15 protein-coding genes and 4 pseudogenes are annotated in these 16356 nt (G+C 59.2%); 10 read left to right on the top strand and 9 right to left on the bottom strand.

The window, feature by feature from the left end; translation table 11 throughout:
- Positions 1-5: 5 nt before the first annotated feature.
- The 4 genes from J6524_RS18915 (at position 6) to J6524_RS18930 (ending at position 4235) form a co-directional block, all read left to right on the top strand.
- Positions 6-1115, top strand: coding sequence for an electron transfer flavoprotein subunit alpha/FixB family protein (locus J6524_RS18915; RefSeq protein ID WP_225673140.1), 1110 nt, complete (start codon positions 6-8; stop codon positions 1113-1115).
- 10 nt (positions 1116-1125) lie between these two features.
- Positions 1126-2433, top strand: a complete 1308-nt coding sequence (locus J6524_RS18920) for an FAD-dependent oxidoreductase (protein WP_225673142.1) — start codon at positions 1126-1128, stop codon at positions 2431-2433.
- Between the two features lie 32 nt (positions 2434-2465).
- A complete protein-coding gene (locus J6524_RS18925) occupies positions 2466-2762 on the top strand; it encodes a ferredoxin family protein (RefSeq protein ID WP_225673144.1) in 297 nt (98 codons plus the stop codon).
- Positions 2763-3476: 714 nt separating this feature from the next.
- Positions 3477-4235: a glucose 1-dehydrogenase gene (locus J6524_RS18930; RefSeq protein WP_225673146.1), complete on the top strand. Its 759-nt coding sequence runs from the start codon at positions 3477-3479 to the stop codon at positions 4233-4235.
- A gap of 95 nt (positions 4236-4330) precedes the next feature.
- Here J6524_RS18930 and J6524_RS18935 read toward each other — a convergent pair whose 3' ends face one another.
- Complete coding sequence (locus tag J6524_RS18935) at positions 4331-5149, bottom strand: hypothetical protein (protein WP_225673148.1); 819 nt, start codon at positions 5147-5149, stop codon at positions 4331-4333.
- A gap of 246 nt (positions 5150-5395) precedes the next feature.
- Between J6524_RS18935 and J6524_RS18940 the strand changes: the two genes are divergently transcribed.
- From J6524_RS18940 to J6524_RS18960, 4 genes and pseudogenes are all read left to right on the top strand, one after another.
- Positions 5396-5701: a hypothetical protein gene (locus J6524_RS18940; RefSeq protein ID WP_225673150.1), complete on the top strand. Its 306-nt coding sequence runs from the start codon at positions 5396-5398 to the stop codon at positions 5699-5701.
- 560 nt (positions 5702-6261) lie between these two features.
- Positions 6262-6552 carry a DUF2604 domain-containing protein gene (locus J6524_RS18950; protein WP_225673151.1) on the top strand — a complete coding sequence of 97 codons (291 nt, stop codon included), beginning with the start codon at positions 6262-6264 and terminating at the stop codon, positions 6550-6552.
- A complete protein-coding gene (locus tag J6524_RS18955) occupies positions 6545-7168 on the top strand; it encodes a putative metal-binding protein (RefSeq protein WP_225673153.1) in 624 nt (207 codons plus the stop codon). The genes J6524_RS18950 and J6524_RS18955 overlap by 8 nt, the downstream gene beginning before the upstream one ends.
- Positions 7165-7452: pseudogene (locus J6524_RS18960) on the top strand (Mov34/MPN/PAD-1 family protein); the annotation flags it as partial. The gene J6524_RS18955 and the pseudogene J6524_RS18960, both read left to right, overlap by 4 nt.
- A gap of 14 nt (positions 7453-7466) precedes the next feature.
- Here the strand turns inward: J6524_RS18960 and J6524_RS18965 are convergent.
- A complete protein-coding gene (locus tag J6524_RS18965) occupies positions 7467-7664 on the bottom strand; it encodes a hypothetical protein (protein ID WP_225673267.1) in 198 nt (65 codons plus the stop codon).
- On the opposite strand from J6524_RS18965, the gene J6524_RS18970 reads away from it, so the two are divergent.
- A complete protein-coding gene (locus J6524_RS18970; RefSeq protein ID WP_225673155.1) occupies positions 7657-9192 on the top strand; it encodes an E2 ligase fold family C protein in 1536 nt (511 codons plus the stop codon). The two genes, J6524_RS18965 and J6524_RS18970, sit on opposite strands and share 8 nt — an antisense overlap.
- 223 nt (positions 9193-9415) lie before the next feature.
- Here J6524_RS18970 and ahpD read toward each other — a convergent pair whose 3' ends face one another.
- A complete protein-coding gene (gene ahpD, locus J6524_RS18975) occupies positions 9416-9943 on the bottom strand; it encodes an alkylhydroperoxidase, AhpD family (protein ID WP_225673157.1) in 528 nt (175 codons plus the stop codon).
- A gap of 6 nt (positions 9944-9949) precedes the next feature.
- Entirely contained in the window at positions 9950-10504 is a 555-nt protein-coding gene (locus tag J6524_RS18980) for a peroxiredoxin (RefSeq protein ID WP_225673159.1), read from the bottom strand.
- 509 nt (positions 10505-11013) lie between these two features.
- Here J6524_RS18980 and J6524_RS18985 point away from each other — a divergent pair.
- A complete protein-coding gene (locus J6524_RS18985) occupies positions 11014-11229 on the top strand; it encodes a hypothetical protein (protein WP_225673161.1) in 216 nt (71 codons plus the stop codon).
- 691 nt (positions 11230-11920) lie between these two features.
- Here J6524_RS18985 and J6524_RS38005 read toward each other — a convergent pair.
- The 5 genes and pseudogenes from J6524_RS38005 to modA (J6524_RS19015) all read right to left on the bottom strand — a co-directional run bounded on the left by J6524_RS38005 (position 11921) and on the right by modA (J6524_RS19015) (position 16258).
- Positions 11921-12334, bottom strand: a pseudogene (locus J6524_RS38005) (DUF2478 domain-containing protein).
- Positions 12335-12681: 347 nt separating this feature from the next.
- Entirely contained in the window at positions 12682-13287 is a 606-nt protein-coding gene (gene modA / locus J6524_RS38010; protein WP_376712047.1) for a molybdate ABC transporter substrate-binding protein, read from the bottom strand.
- Between the two features lie 457 nt (positions 13288-13744).
- Positions 13745-14827, bottom strand: a pseudogene (gene modC / locus J6524_RS19005) (molybdenum ABC transporter ATP-binding protein); the annotation flags it as partial.
- A pseudogene (gene modB, locus J6524_RS19010) lies at positions 14824-15509 on the bottom strand (molybdate ABC transporter permease subunit). The pseudogenes modB and modC, both read right to left, overlap by 4 nt.
- A 5-nt stretch (positions 15510-15514) precedes the next feature.
- Positions 15515-16258, bottom strand: coding sequence for a molybdate ABC transporter substrate-binding protein (gene modA / locus J6524_RS19015; protein WP_225673163.1), 744 nt, complete (start codon positions 16256-16258; stop codon positions 15515-15517).
- Positions 16259-16356 lie beyond the last annotated feature (98 nt).

A 16356-nucleotide genomic window follows, 5' to 3' on the forward strand; every position in this document is an offset into this window, starting at 1 on the left:
AAGCTATGAGCAACGTCACCAAAGCTCCCACGCCTGCCGCGGCCGGCCGCGCAGGAATAAAAAAAGAATTGCCCGAGCACTTTAAGGCCTACAAGCACATCTGGGTCTTCGTCGAGCAGGAGCGCGGCCAGGTGCATCCCGTCTCCTGGGAACTCATGGGTGCAGGCCGCACGCTTGCCGACAAGCTGAAGGTTGATCTCGCCGCGGTCGTCATCGGCCCGGAGGCCGAGACCACACGCAAGGCCGCGCTCGAATCCTTCTGCTACGGCGCGGATCTAGCCTATCTCGTGAGTGAGAATGTGCTGTCGGAATATCGAAACGAGTCCTACACCAAGGCGCTGACCGATCTCGTCAACACCTACAAGCCAGAGATCCTGCTGTTGGGCGCCACCACGCTGGGTCGCGATCTTGCAGGCTCGGTAGCCACGACACTACTGACGGGTCTCACCGCCGACTGCACAGAGCTCGACGTCGACGCGGATGGTTCGCTTGCCGCCACGCGTCCGACCTTTGGCGGATCGCTGCTTTGCACGATCTACACTTTGAATTACCGGCCGCAGATGGCAACCGTCCGCCCGCGTGTGATGCCGATGCCAGAGCGTGTCGAGCGCGATGCCGCCCGCATTATCATCCATCCGCTCCGCCTGCTCGAAGAAGACATCGTGACCAAGGTGCTGTCTTTTGTGCCCGACCGTGATTCGGCCAAATCCAATCTCGCCTATGCCGACGTCGTCGTCGCCGGCGGGCTGGGGTTGGGTTCGCCGGAGAGTTTCCAGCTGGTACGGCAGCTCGCCGCCGTGCTCGGCGCCGAATATGGCTGTTCGCGTCCGCTGGTACAAAAGGGCTGGGTCACCTCCGACCGGCAGATCGGGCAGACGGGTAAGACCATCCGGCCAAAGCTCTATATCGCCGCGGGCATTTCTGGCGCGATCCAGCATCGGGTCGGCGTGGAGGGCGCCGATCTGATCGTCGCCATCAATACCGATAAGAACGCGCCAATCTTTGACTTTGCTCATATCGGCGTCGTCAACGACGCTATGCACTTGTTACCGGCGCTGACGGCCGCATTTCGTGCACGGCTTTCACCGCATTCGCGCGACCGGATCGCGAGCTAAGGAGGTTGTTGTGATCGAGGAGAAGTTCGATGCAATCGTGGTCGGCGCCGGCATGTCGGGCAACGCGGCGGCGCTGGCCATGGCTAAACGCGGCATGAAGGTGCTGCAGCTCGAGCGCGGTGAATATGCCGGGTCGAAGAATGTTCAAGGCGCAATCCTCTATGCTGACATGCTCGAAAAGCTCATCCCGGACTTCCGCGATGACGCGCCGCTCGAACGTCATCTCGTCGAGCAACGGTTCTGGATAATGGACGATCGCTCCCATTTCGGCGTGCACTACCGCTCCGAAGACTTCAACGAGGAGCGGCCGAACCGGTACACGATCATCCGCGCGCAGTTCGATAAATGGTTCTCCTCGAAAGTGCGCGAGGCCGGCGCGACCGTGCTGTGCGAGACCACGGTCACTGAGCTCGCACGGGACGCCCATGGGAAAGTCATCGGTGTTCGTACTGATCGCCGCGACGGCGAAATCCACGCAGATGTCGTGGTGCTGGCCGAAGGCGTGAATGGCCTTCTCGGTACGCGTGCGCGCCTGCGCGAGCGGCCCAAGCCCGACAAGGTGGCACTCGCGGTTAAGGAAATGCACTTTTTGCCGCGTGAGACCATCGAGGCCCACTTCAATCTCAAGGGCGACGAAGGCGTTGTTGTCGAAGCGGCCGGCACCATTTCCCGTGGCATGACCGGAATGGGCTTCATCTATGCCAATAAGGAGTGCATCTCGATCGGCATCGGCTGTATCGTCGCCGACTTTCAGCGCACCGGAGAGACGCCATATGGGCTGCTCGACTGTTTCAAGCGTCACCCATCCGTGGCGCCCCTGATCGAGGGCTCGGAGGTCAAGGAATACTCCGCGCACCTCATTCCTGAAGGCGGCTACAAGGCGATCCCGCAGCTCTATGGCGATGGCTGGGTGGTGGTGGGCGACGCGGCGCAGCTCAACAATGCCATTCATCGCGAAGGCTCTAACCTCGCGATGACTTCGGGCCGCATCGCGGCGGAAGCGATTGTCCAGGTGAAATCGCGCAGCCATCCCATGACCGCGGCAAATCTGTCAGTCTACAAGAAGATGCTGGACGACTCATTCGTCATTAAGGATCTCAAGAAGCACAAGGATATGCCGATGCTGATGCATACCAACTCGCAAAACTTCTTTCTCACCTATCCGCAGCTCGTCTCCAGGGCGATGCAGAACTATGTACGCGTCGACGGTACGCCCAAGGCTGAGAAAGAGAAGGTGACATTGAAATCCTTTGTCAACGCGCGGTCCTGGACCGGTCTATTTGGCGATGCATTCCGCATCGCCCGTGCCTGGCGCTAACCAGCCAAAATCAAAGCCAAGGAAGCTGAAATATGAATGTCGAGACATCAGTGCGCGTCGAGGACAAGCTGTTCTACAACCGCTATCTCGTTGACGTCGGTCGTCCCCACGTCAAAGTGCGCGCACACACGAAGCCATCCTCGCAGCTGCTCGCACTTTTAAAGGTCTGCCCGGCGCGCTGCTATGAGCTCAACGATAAGGGGCAGGTCGAGGTCACCGTCGACGGCTGCATCGAGTGCGGCACCTGCCGCGTAATCGGCGAGCCCACCGGCGACATCGAATGGAGTTATCCGCGTGGTGGATACGGTGTGTTGTTCAAGTTCGGATGAGAGCTGCACGGCAGGCGTAGTGTGATTGCCCTTTTATTGAGGTGATCTCACGGTAGATCCATGGCTCCGCGCCTCTGCGCGCCGCCCTGCTTGTGCGCAGAGGCAGTATCGATGGCGGTAGCTGGTGACGTGCCCAGCGCTCGGAACGGTCGTGGGAGCTTTGCGTGGCAATCAATCCTAGCTTTTCTGCGCGCCATCATTGGCGCACTGATTAGAAGATCTGGATCTTCCCGCCGCTGCACGCCGGAGGACCTCATGTGCGTTGCTCTCGCCTCGTCAAAGCCTGATCCAACGCGGCAGGCCGCTCTGCGAACGCCGGTTTGGTGGAAGCCGGCGCCGGTAGGCGGCAGCAGCCAATCTATCAAGGAGGGCGGGAGCATCGGGCGAGAATGTCGTCCCTTTGAGAAGAGGGAGCAGTTCGGCGACGGCCGCCATGCCCTTGGTGAAGGATGGCTAGGTCATCCGCGGCGAGGCGCATGTTCGAGGAAAATCCACTTGCACCTACGAACTGCAAACCCCACTAGAGCAGGCGTCCGGCCAAGTCGAAGGACGAACTGATGGAGTACCATCAGGAGTTCTTCTGGAATGATAGGGCGCGCCTGGTTTCGGGCGGCGAGATCGTCAAGGTTGTCCGGTCTAAGCGAGAAAGATGGGCTCGAGCTGATCGCCCCGCTGCACAGCCACTGATCAACGGAGCGAAGCAAGGAACATTTCATGGGACGTGTGAACGAAAAGGTCATTCTGGTAACCGGCGGAGCTCGGGGGATGGGTGCAGCTCATGCGCGCCTGCTTGTAGCTGAAGGCGCCAAGGTCGTAATCACTGATATTCTTCATACAGAAGGAGAGGCTCTCGCGGCCGAACTGGGCACTTCCGCCATCTATGTGCGTCAGGACGTCACCCAGCCGGAGGCGTGGGCCAGGGCGGTCGCGACCGCCGAGAGCAGCTTCGGCGCGCTGCATGGGCTGGTTAACAATGCTGGCATCGCCAGCATGGGCTCGATCGAGCAGTTCCCGCTCGATCAGTGGAATAAGATTATTGCCGTCAATTTAACCGGTGCGTTCCTTGGAATGCAGGCGGCCTTGCCGGCAATCCGGCGCGTAGGTGGAGGTTCGATCGTCAACATCTCGTCCGTCGAGGGGCTGCGGGGCACGGCCGGGCTTCATGCCTATGTCGCTTCCAAGTTCGGCGTGCGGGGCATAACCAAGTCTGCTGCACTGGAGGCCGCGGCCTCGGGCGTCCGCATCAACTCGATCCATCCCGGCTTCATCACCACGCCGATGACCGAGAGCTTCGATCCCTCCATTTTCCCCATTCCACTGGGACGGGCAGGCCAGCCGCAGGAAGTGTCGAAGGCAGTCTTGTTCCTGCTCAGCGACGAGTCCAGTTATCTTACCGGTTCCGAGATCGTCATCGATGGCGGTCTGACGGCCGGCGTCCCGCACAAATGGCTGGCCCCCGAGTATATCTTTTGATGAGCACCAACTGATCGTCCACGCCAGGACAACAAGACGGCGCGGTTTCGTCGTCTCAGCTCTCGGGATCTTCGGAGGTGGTGGTCAGTTTGAAATTAGACCACCCAAGTGCGGTGCCTCTTCTCGGCTTCGACCGAAAAGGCAAGTTTTGTCGGCTCGCAGTCTGCGACTCTGCCGTGAACGAATTTCAGGCAGAAATTGAGCTTGTCCAAAAGCTCTTCGGCGGCCGCCACGACATCCGACATGCCGGATAGTGATCGGTGGTGATAAACCGCATTCCGCGCCTCCCGCACCTTCTCAAATTTGGCGGTGAAGTCGGCTGCACTTAGCGGACGGAATTTTGGGGAGAATACCGCCCAGTGTTCCTCAATAAGCTGCCGTATGTGGGCCAAATGACAATCGTGCATAAACTCGTAGCCGTTCGCCATTGCATCAATCGGCCCATTGGGGAACTGCTTGCCCTCAATGTCCAAGATGACCGTGCCGATTCTAAAGGCCGCATGGCGGGCTAGTGGAACGCCGCCGATCTGGGCAATATTCTTGGCTCTCCCGCCCCTCTTTAGCTCCTCGTAAATGGCGCGCCACCACCGTGGATGCTTGTAGTGCTGCTCTAAGGTCACTGCGACAGTTGAGCGCAAAGCGTTCTCGAAAGAGTGAAAGACCGGGAACAGCTGAGCGTGTTCAGCCACTTTGCGGTTATATACGGAGAAGATCGCCGGTCGCCAATCATTCGGGAGGTATTTGAGTATTTCGCCCTTGGTTCCCTCCTTCACTTCGATCAGGGAGGCCTCAAGCAGGTAGGGACTTACAAGGGTCAAATCGGACTGAAAATCCTCAACTTGGCTGGGCGTTGGGGAGAACGGCAAATAGTCGGTAAAGAACTTCGTTAAAAATTCGTAAGAGATATCTGACATTTAGGCCGGACCGACTATTTTTTCAGGGAACTTGACAGGGGAGCACGAGTTAGCGATAAACCTGACCACTCCGGGAGTGATGGCGCGTTGCGACATTTGCCGTTGGGCCGCTACCTGAGTCTAAACATCTTTGAAAGAGGCTCCCGAGTAGGGGGCCTCTTTCGCCGTTTAAAGCCCTCATGACTTCCCCAACAAACCGAGACAGCCCCCTCAAGGGCTATCTGTGGTATGAGATGAACCGTCGGGGTGAGCCACACGAACGTGCCGCTCTCGTGCATCACAACCAGCACGCTCGATCCAACTTTAGCCGACGCCATACTCGGCCAGCGTATCTTTATCCTGGAAAAGAAACGCCCGTTGATCTTCTCGATTGTCAATCCGGCCGTCTTGGACGGGCTTGACGGCGTGCGCGAGCTCATGAACCTGCGGTGGGCTTTTTCTTCGGGTCGGGGTAGGGCGGTCTGCAGTCAGCTTCATGCAGCAATCTTCATGATCTTTGTAGGCTCCGCGCATAACGATCTTGAGCACATCATCCGGCAGAGGACGCTATAGCGCCTTGTTGCTTGATCCCATGGCGTCCGCATCCAGACGTCACGCTCTTCAGCGGTCGCCAGGATCACGTGCATGGCTTTTGGGTGAATAGGTTCGATAACCGCGTTCGGGCCGTCGTCAGAAAACGTAGATGAGGTGAGGCCCGGGACCGGCTTTGGATTTGGTGCTGCGGTCGCCCTTAAACTCGGTCCCGATGCCAGCGCAGGCACAGAGCGGCCGATCCTCGTTTATCGCGAAACAGACGACATCCTTCTTTGTTTCGGGGGTTCGCTCCTGGGCGCATTCGGCAAAGCCGTTGAAGGGCGCCGGTTGTCCAGCTTGAGCCACACGCGCCAGTGTGGCGACGACGTGTTCCGGATGTTGCTCACTGGCGAGCCGCCGGTCTGGGCCGCTCAAGCCGCAACGGGTCGGAGATGTGGACGAAAGAGCGCTAACGCCTGAAAACTGCGTACGCACGCTCCAAATGAAGGCTTTTCGATTTCGTCCCGTGGCATGATCCCTTTTTTTAACGCGTCGTCGCTCCATACAATCGGCAGCATCGATTCCAAAAAGGACCAAAAATGAAGAATGAGAAGAAGCCGGGAAGTGATCAGGGCGCGGATTTCGTCGAAATCACGATGGTTGTGAACGGTCAGCCTGTCGTCATTAAGGCCGTAGAGCAGCAGCCGCTGCATGTGGCCCGCCAAAAGGCGCTGGAGGAGACCAAGAACCTGGGTCAACCGTCCGAGAATTGGGAGATCAAGAACGAAGCGGGCGAGCTGTTGGATCCGGACAAGAAGCTAGGCGAGTTTGGATTTGGCAAGAAGGTGACGCTGTTCCTGAGTCTTAAGGCTGGCGTGGCCGGTGGCTGATCTCCAAACTGTCGATCCCGAGGTCTCGCGCGTAAAGTTCGAGCGGGAGCTTGCCAACTATTGGAGCATGGAATCGGCCTATCGCAAGAGGGGCTGGATCCTGCTTGACGCACAGTTTCCGGAAATCTTCGTGGTTTTCGCCGCGACTAAGCCGAGACCACCTCCGATCGTCGCTGCCATCGTGCTAAATTTTACGAATTACAATCTGCGGCCGCCCTCCGTCAGGTTCGTGGACCCTTTCACGCGCGAACCGATACCCGCCAGATTGCTCCAGGTGCAAATGCTTCGCCGTGCGGCAATCCCGGGCGCAACTCCCGAAACCATTCTGGCACTGGCCCAGCAGGGAGGGGTGCAAATGACAAACATGATTCAGTACAACAGCCCTGATGATCGGCCATTTATTTGTCTTCCCGGCATTCGCGAATACCACGACAATCCCGCTCACACGGGTGATTCATGGCTGCTGCATCGAAGCTCTGGCGAAGGATCCTTAGCTTTTATCCTCGAAAAGATCTGGCACCACGGGGTAAAGCCGATCGAGCATTACCAGGTACAGGTGCAGGTCCAGATCCCGGCGGTGAACGTGCTGCCCTCATTACTGGCCGTACCGGAATGAATCAGATTGCGGACGTTACGGTCCTCTCGGTACCGCCTGGCTGCGTAGACGAACTCCATGCCCATTTGCGGAAGGTGGGTCGTGAAGGGCATGAAGGTCTCGGGCTTTGGGTAGGCCGTCAGACGGGGCACCATTTTCAGGTACATAGAACGCTCATTCCTGCCCAACGCCACATACGTACTGCCGATGGGGTGTGCGTCGTAATAGGACCTGAAGAGCTGCATCACATAAATGTATGGCTGTACCGGGAGAAGCTTGCGCTCATTGCCCAGATACACAGTCATCCCGGCCGAGCCTATCATTCCAGCACGGACGACGAGTACGCGATCGCCACGACGGTGGGGTGCTTGTCTTTGGTCGTGCCGGACTTCGCGCGGGTGCCCTTCGATCTCAGGAACATCGCATCGTACCGGCTTGACGGGGCTGGAGTGTGGCGCCCCTTGTCAGTTGGCCAGGTTACGCGGATGATTTTAATCAAGGATTGAACCATGGCCATGGCCAACTTCGTGGACCGCGCGGCGTCGGCAGCCTCGCGGGTGCTGACCAATTTCAAGATGTCGGCGTTCGAGGACAGGCTTGCCGCGCAAGTGATCGGAGTGTCTTTCGACGGCGCAGCCGTGCAGTCGCGTGAAGGCAGAGCCAGCCTGGATATGATCATTAGGCTATTGTCACGTCTTTATCCGACGATCGCGCTGCGGCCGCTTGATGCAAAGGCGAAGAATCATGTTCCAATCCTGGAGTTCCTGGCGAAGTCCATAAATCCTGAGATCGAGCTCGCGAAAACCAGGAAGGCCGTCGCGGTTTCCGTGGTCGTTGGAAGCAGTCCGTCGCGCATTAAGTGTCCGACCTTCTTCATCGGCTCGGACGGATGGAGAGCCAAACTTTCTAGCCGCGGTCTGGTTGGCTCCGGCAAGTCGATGAATCCGTTTGGCGCGGGAGCCGCGTCATGCTTCGCGGCAGCCAACGTCTTTCGGACGGTATTTGCCGACCAGCTGGAGCAAGGCGACGCCGACGAGCTTATCGACCTGTCAATGCTGACCTACGCCCAGGGTACCCCTGACTCCGGTCCGGGTTTGGAAGGAACGGATATCGGCGAGACTCACCTCGTCGGGCTCGGCGCGATCGGCAATGGTGCCATTTGGGCTTTGGCTCGCACGGCGAGCCTTAAGGGATCGCTCCGTCTGGTGGACGATGAGGAGGTCGATCTTTCGAATCTACAGCGCTACGTGCTGGCCGGCCAATGTGATGTTGGTTCACCAAAAGTGGATCTGGCGCGTGCCGCGCTCGCGGACACGGCGCTGGAAGTGTCGGCTCATTGTGCCAAATGGGACGTCTATGTGAGCGACCGGAACGATTGGATGTTCGAAAGAGTCGCTGTCGCACTGGACAACGCTCCGGACCGCATTGCCGTGCAGGGGGCGTTACCGAAATGGATCGTAAACGCCTGGACACAGGAGCTTGATCTCGGAGTGTCGCGCCACAGCTTTGATGACGGCCGGGCATGTCTGGCCTGCCTTTACTTGCCTCACGGGAAGATAAAGGACGACGACGAGAAGATGGCTGAGGAGCTGAAGATGCCGGAGGCCCAACAGGAGATCCGGGATCTCCTTCAGACGAACAGGCCGGTGGATGTCGGTTTCGTCGAGCGTGTCGCCAAGGCCTTCGACATCCCGTCCGAAGCCCTTAAAGAGTTTGTCGGCCAGTCCGTCCGATCGTTTCACCAGCGGGCAATCTGCGGGGGGATTGTCATGCGCCTGACGGACGGAGCGCAGCCCGTGAGAGCCGTTGTGCCGATGGCATTTCAGTCGGCTCTCGCTGGCATAATGTTAGCGGCGGATCTCGTGAAGCACGCTTCCGGGCTTCTGAACCTGCAGACCACAAGCACACGGATTAACCTGCTTCGTCCACTCGCGTTGCATCTTCACGATCCCAAGGCAAAAGATACGTCGGGACGGTGCATCTGCGCCGACGAAGACTTCTTAGCTGCATACCGACGAAAGTACCGAAGCTGCAGAGCTCCTTAACTTCGATCTGATCATTATTGGAAGGCCTCGCCTCACGGTAGGCGCCGCGAACGAGCCTCCAGCCGGACGCGCTATTTTCATTTGGTGAGGGCTACCAAGCTATTGAAATTGTTGAGGGGGCGCATCTTCCCAAATGCGCATGTAGTTTGGATTATCAACCGCATTTTGATTCCAGAACGCCCTCGGCAAGAGGGCGAACGGGAGGATCACTCCATCGCCTTGGTCACGCCATGCCGGCCGCCTCGATCGCAACCGCAACCGACTGCACGATCGCGGCAAAGCGGACCGCGGTCTGGATGGCCGCCGAGCTGACGCCGGCTTCCCGCAGCGCCTTCTCATGGGCGTCCATGCAGGCGCCGCAGCCGTTGATAGCGCTTACCGCCAGCGACCACAGCTCGAAATCGGCTTTGTCCACGCCGGGATTGCCGATCACGTTCATGCGCAGCCGCGCCGGCATCGTCTTGTATTCCGGATTGGAGGCGAGGTGAACGAAGCGGTAGTAGACGTTGTTCATTGCCATCACGGAGGCTGCGGATTTCGCCGCCGCGACCGCGGCCGGCGTCATCACGACGGCGGCCTCAGATTCCATTGCGGCGATCACCACGGGATTGCGGGCCGCGATCGCGGTGGCGAGCAACAGCCCGTATTTGCTCTGCGGTGATAGCGTCTCATCCGACATCATCGACGCCAAGTTGAGTCTGACGTCCTTGGCGAAATCGGGAATCTGGTCCTTTAGCTGTTCAATCAACATGATGCCTCAAGCAACTTTCAAGGTTTCGCCGCCGATCTCGCGGTTACAGGCGCAGAGCTCGTCGGTCTGTAGCGCGTCCAGAACGCGCAGCGTGTCCTTCGGGCTGCGGCCGACATTTAGATTATTCGCGTAGACGTGCTGGATCGTATTTTCGGGGTCGACCACGAATGTGTAGCGATAGGCGACGCCGTCGGGCGAACGCACATCAAGGCCATCGACCAGCCCGCCCTTAGTGTCGGCAAACTGCCAGATTGGCAGATGTTGCAGGTCCTTGTGCGAGCGCCGCCAAGCGAGCTTGCAGAACTCGTTGTCGGTCGAACCGCCTAGCACGACCGCATCGCGGTCGGCAAAATCCTTCGATAGCCGGGCAAACTCCGCGATCTCGGTTGGGCAGACGAAGGTGAAATCCTTGGGGTAGAAGAAGATGACTTTCCATTTCCCAGGGAAGCTGTTCTCCGTCAGCGTCTCGAACGCGCTCTGCCCGTTCTCCTCGTGCTGGTGAAAACCGGGCTTGACGCCTGTGATTTCGAACGACGGCAGCTTACTTCCAATTCCAAGCATATTGTCCTCACAAGATTGCTTCGCGCGGAAACCGATGATTCCGGCATCAGCCGAAGCAAGCGATATGCCAGATGATATCGCGATTCAACTGGCGGAAATGCAACAATCGGACGCTCGCTGTGGAGGCAACTCAACATCATGGTTTCCATTGAATGGTCCTGCCTCCCTTTTTCAATGACTGAGTATGTTGCCGTGCTCGACCGGTTGCGCGCCTTTGAACGATTAGCCCAAGTCAACTGTTTGGGTGTGTTATAATGCCAAAAGAATGCGCTTGATAAGATGAACTCAGCGCGCGCGGCAATGTTCCGGCAAGCCACTGGTCATCCTCACTACGCGCACGAGGACCGCTGATGTGAGGTGGAGCGGGAGCTGGGACTGACCTTGTTTTGATCGATGCCGAATCGGGGATAGTAGCCGAGCGAGCTCGAGCCAGATTCGTTGACCAGGATCAACGGCAGCGTAGACGCTTTTAGGCATAAGGAGTGATCTGGAAGAATTGGGAGGCATGGATGTCAGCAACTGAAATCGCGACACGTCATTTTTCCGCCGCCATTGCGGAGGCGGAGGGCGCAGGTCTTGGAACTGACAGCGTTTGCCGCGCACTGCTTAGTTGTGTGGTCACGAAATATCTCGAGAGCCGGCCGGTCGACGACGTTCAGTCGGAGCTGCGCTTCGTCGCCGATAATTGCGATCCAGCGACGGATTTCATGTTCATGCGGCCGTAGCGCGGCTGCGCTCTCTCTTCATCACTGCGAGGAGCGGAGCGACGAACTAATCTATTCTCTCCTTCTGCCGCACGATGGATTGCTTCGCTGCATCAGCGACTTGCCTTCTGGGTGGTCAAGGCTCGCTCATGGCCCTCGTGTGAGAAGAAACTTCACGTTCAACGCGAGCACAGAGATCGATGTCAAGCGCGCCAAGCCCTCCTGTAACATCGCGTCTGTCATTGGCGATGTAACGGCGATCCGGACGGCTTTGGGAATTGAGTCATCGGCGCTCTCCCGAGGACAGCAAACATTTCGGCAGCGGGAATGTGAACAATAAGCCTCGCTGCTATTGCGACGCATGCGCGGGCAGAAATGTTCGACGGTAATTCGAGATCGACGCCGTAGGAGAGACGTACGCCGGCGGGGTCGCCAAAGGCGGTGCCCCAAACTGTTGCAACACAGCGTCCATTAGCAACGCTTTAACTACATCATCGGCGTTGAATTCGCGGCCACGAGCCTTGGCGCGTCGCTGCATTCGCCAAGATCGAGGCCGCGACGGACGTTCTTGGGGGAAAAATTGTGGATGTCCTCCCGCCGTGATCAAGCTGGGATCTGACGATCAGTAAATAGCCGCTAACGGGATGGAATGCGCGCGGATGCGCGGAGGCGCAGGGGCGATGTGGCGCCACCATCCCTCCACGACCTGGCGCTAGCACAGCAGCGTCGTACCGACATCTCCGGTGAAAGTCCGCCACGCGGCATGGTATTTTTCGGGAACAGCAGTGAGGAGCGGCACGCCAGCAATGATCGCATCAGCAAATTCCTCGCAGGCCCTGCCCGGACGCCTCCTTCCTGGAGAATTTGTTGATCACGAGGAGATCGACGTGCCGTTTGATCGCCCGGGACACGACAACTGCGGCATCGGCAAACCCCTTAGCATCGTGTTTGCAGGATATGGCGCCGCTGCCGAGTGGCTGACAGATCGAAATCTCGCGCCCCCTTCGCAACGTCGAGTGCTAGCATGGTTTTTCGTGCCGTTTGCGCCCTTGAAGTTTCGCTGGACGATGCCGCCGACGCGCACGCCTTGCCGCGCGAGATCCTGGGTGAAGTCGGCGAGCAGTATATCCGCGTCTTGTTCCGGCCTGTAAGGATTGCCGCGACGCGCTTGGGATCGATCTCGGCGAGGTTGGCGATCATAGGCTTAATCCTCTTGGCTCGTTTCATACCCGCGGCGCTTGCCTGTCCAGCGTCTGCTACTGGCGTAGAGGCGCGGTGCCCTAGCGGTCAGAGGTCGTGAACCAGCGAGACGACCCTTGACCTGGGCGAATACATCCATGCCATAGTTGAGCCTTAGCGCATGGGCAGCGCCGCATCATGCGCGCCGTGCTGGAGGCCGCCGGCACACCTTTGGCCCGTACACTGAACTGCGCATCGATCGCAAAGCTAGAGAGCCTATTGCTGAAGGCGATTTCAATCCTGTCTGGTGTGGCTGTCCTCACGTGCTTTCCTTGCGATGCGCTTCTCGATCAACGCTGCGGCGAAGATTACCGCAAGCCCGAACGTCACCATGCCGACGGCAAGCCAGCTTGGCCACGGAGGAGTTTGGGAGCGGCTGCACCACGAAAGACAGCCCGCACAAAACCGATCCGACCACAAGCCCGGCAAAGGTGGAGGGGAGCGTGCGTCCGTCCCAGAGAGACGCGCGAATCCCGCGACCAGCTTTGGCTGCGTCGACTCACAGGTGCCGAGCGCTTTCACAGCGTGCTCCGCGGCTGCGCCATAAAGCGCCGCCGCCGGATCGTAGATCGACAGTTTTGCGAAAGTCTCCGCGTCGTTCACAAACTTCTGAGTGCAACTCCACAGCACAAGGTTGCCGATCGCATAGGTGAAGCGGCTTTCCGGAACCGCGAGACGGTTCTCGACCAGTTTGCTCGGGCGGGCATCGTCGGCCGAGAGAAACATCTCAAACGGCGCCCCTTGCGTGATCTGGCCGTAAAACTGTCCGCTCGCGCCAAAGCTCATCGGGGCCTCGCCTAGTCTTCTGCTTAAACGACGCTGCATCTCCTTGGCCTGCATGGTGAAGTTCGCAGCGACAGTCACATCGATCTCTGCCGCTTCTGCATTTCCGACCACAAGCAGCGTCAGAATTGAATTGATCAGGATCAATCGGGTAAGCGTCATCGGGAATTCTTGGGACGGGGCCGCTGCGATGGCTTTGGCCATCGCGGCTCTTTAGCTCCTCATCCCAGCAATCCGCGTGCCGTTCAGGAAAATGGTGCGCGGCCTTGGTTGATGACAGTAAAACGCGCATAGCTGCCAGCGTGCCCTGTCGAATGGCTGGGTCGGCTTGTCGTGCTTCCGATATCGGCGTCTTCAACCGCACATGCGTGGCACGACAAGAGTAGAGGCTTAAGATGATGCCGCTCGCCTCTCGTGCCGAGCTTCTCGTTTCACGCCGCGGCGCTTGCCGGCCAGGATCTGCTGTTGGCGTGGAAGCTGGTATGGTTTGCGGTGGCGGTTCAGAGGCCGAGAGTAGCGAGATGTGCTTGAGCTGGGCGAATACGTCCATTCCATCCTTGAGTCCTAGCGAATCAAAGGAGAAACGCGTGATGCGCGCCAAAATCTCCGCGCCCGAGCCCCCGGTGCCGAGCGCAAGTACCAGCGTGATCTCAGCCGCGCCGAGCGGCAAACAGGCTCTGATGCGCGCCGGAAAGACATTGAGGATGGAGCCTGCGCGCGGCGCTTCGCGGGCGACGCTGACGTCGCAGGCAGCGATGCGCAGCCGTTGGTGCACGCCGGCTGCAAGCGGCGGTGCCGGCACCAACAGGCGCGCACCTTTGAGGCGGAGAATAAGAAGCCCATAGAACGCATCATAGCCGCTCACCACGGCATCAAGGCTGATGGCGGCTTCGCGGCTCGCCGCAAGCGGCAGCGCAGGATCGCTTTGCAAAACATGCAGCGGCCCAGCCGCGGTTACCATGCCGCGCTCCATCATAACGAGATAATCGGCAAAGAGTTCGGTCTCCGCCATGTCATGGCCGATGTAGATCATCGGCAGCGCGAGCTTCGCGGGCAGGCGCTCGACGAACGGCAGAATCTCACGTTTGGCGCAGCTGTCGAGCGCGCCAAGCAGCTCGTCCATCACAAGCAGTCTGGGCTGAGACAGCAGCGCGCGACCCATGGCGACGCGCTGCCGCTCGCTGCCGGAGAGATGCGAGGGAGAGCGGTCGAGCAGCGGCGCCAGGTCGAGCAGTTCGACCACCTCGTCAAACGCGATCGGCCTCGGTTTGGGTTTAGGCGCACCGTAAAGCAAGTTGCGCCTGACCGACAAATGGGGAAAAAGGCTAGCTTCCTGAGACACATAGCCGATGGGACGCAGATGAGGTGGGCGGAAGGTAGTCTCGTCCTGCCATACCTCGCCATCGATGGCGCAGAAGCCGGCCGGCAAACGCTCGAGGCCGGCGATGCAGCGCGCCACCGCAGTCTTGCCGCAGCCTGGCGGGCCGAAAATCGCCGCCACGCCTTTGGCCGGTACGCTGAATTGCGTATCGAGTGGAAAGCTAGCGATACTGCCGCTGAAGGCAATTTCAATCCGGCCCGGTGTGGCTGTCCTCACGTGCTCCTCCTTCTGCTGTATTTGTCGATCAAGGTTAAGGTGAGGACTACCGCAACCGCGAACATCACCATGGCGCCGGCAAGCCAGCTTGCTTCGCGCCAGCGCGACTGTTGGACAAAGTCGAAGAGAAAGGCCGACAGCACCTTGGTGCGCCCAGGTATGTTGCCGCCTATCATCAGCACGACGCCGAACGTGCCGATCGTATGCGCAAAGCCAAGCACGGCGGCTCTCATAGACCCGGTAACGCCAGAGGCACGGCGACCGTGAAGAAGGCATATAATGGCGAGGCGCGCAGAGTGGCCGCGATCTCCAGCGGGCGGTCACCTATGGCAGCGAAGGCGTTGCGGATGGGCTGCACCACCAAAGGCAACGCGGACAAAACCGATCCGACCACGAGCCCTGCGAAGGTGAAGGCCAGCGTGCGCCCGCCCCAGAGAGCGGCGAGAAGGCCGACCGGGCCGTTCGGGCCGAGCAGGGCAAGCAGATAAAAACCGAGTACTGTTGGCGGCAGCACCAGCGGCAATGCGATGATCGTGGCCACGGCCTCAGCCCAAAGGCTCTTCGAGCGTGCTAGCCACCATGCGAGCGGCGTGCCAACGATCAGCAGGATCACGGTCGTCACGCTCGCGAGCTCGATCGTGAGCCGGAGCGACTGCCAGATTTCTGGCGAAAAGCCATCCATGTGCGTCAACTTAAGCGTTCGAGCACAGAGCACATGGTCGTGCTCGCGCAATGATTGCGTAGGCTGGCGGGCCCTTTACGGAAGGCGCGCGTCGCTCGTTTATTGGCGTCAGTCTCCAACCGCACCACGTCTTGCAAGATCGGGTCACAAACTCCTGCGGCACGAGCCAGCGCGAAACGGTCTTGCTGTCTGCGAGTTGCGAATGCGGGGCGGCGCTGAGCTCGGCATTGACCGTCTCGACCAACTGGGTAGGCCTGCGTGATGGTTGCGCTTTCGACTAGCATCGGTTGCATCCCGACATAGACGTCGATCGCCTTCATCGCTTCCACCGCAGCCGCGCCATAGAGCGCCGCGGCGGAGTTGCAGATCGACAATTTTAGGAAAGATGCTGTCCTGAACGTGTCGGAGCCGTTCACGAACTTGGCCATCCTGCTCCAGAGCACCAGGCTGCCCCTAGCGTAGGTGAGCCGGCTTTCACGTACAGCGAGAACATCCTCGACCAATTTCTTCATGCGGGAATCGCCGGCCGAGAGAACCACTTGGCGCAGCCCGTCCTGCGTAATCTGGCTATAAAGCTGTCGGCTCGCGCCGAACACGGCCTTCTGTTTGGATTTCTGCTTGAAGGTTGCGAGGTCCCCAGCCGGCTCGGTGAACTTGGCGGCAACCGCGACATTGATTTTCGCCCGTTCTTCACTTCCGAGCATAAGCGGCATCAGTGCTTTGATCGGGATCAATCGCGCGCGGCTCATCGGGCAGTCCTGAGACGGGGCCGCTGCGAGCACTTTGGCAGCGGCGGGTTTGCTCCTGATCCCAGCAATCGGCGTGCCGCTCGCCGGATCTGGTGAGC

It is taken from the genome of Bradyrhizobium hereditatis (assembly GCF_020329435.1).
GTDB classification, from domain to species: domain Bacteria; phylum Pseudomonadota; class Alphaproteobacteria; order Rhizobiales; family Xanthobacteraceae; genus Bradyrhizobium; species Bradyrhizobium hereditatis.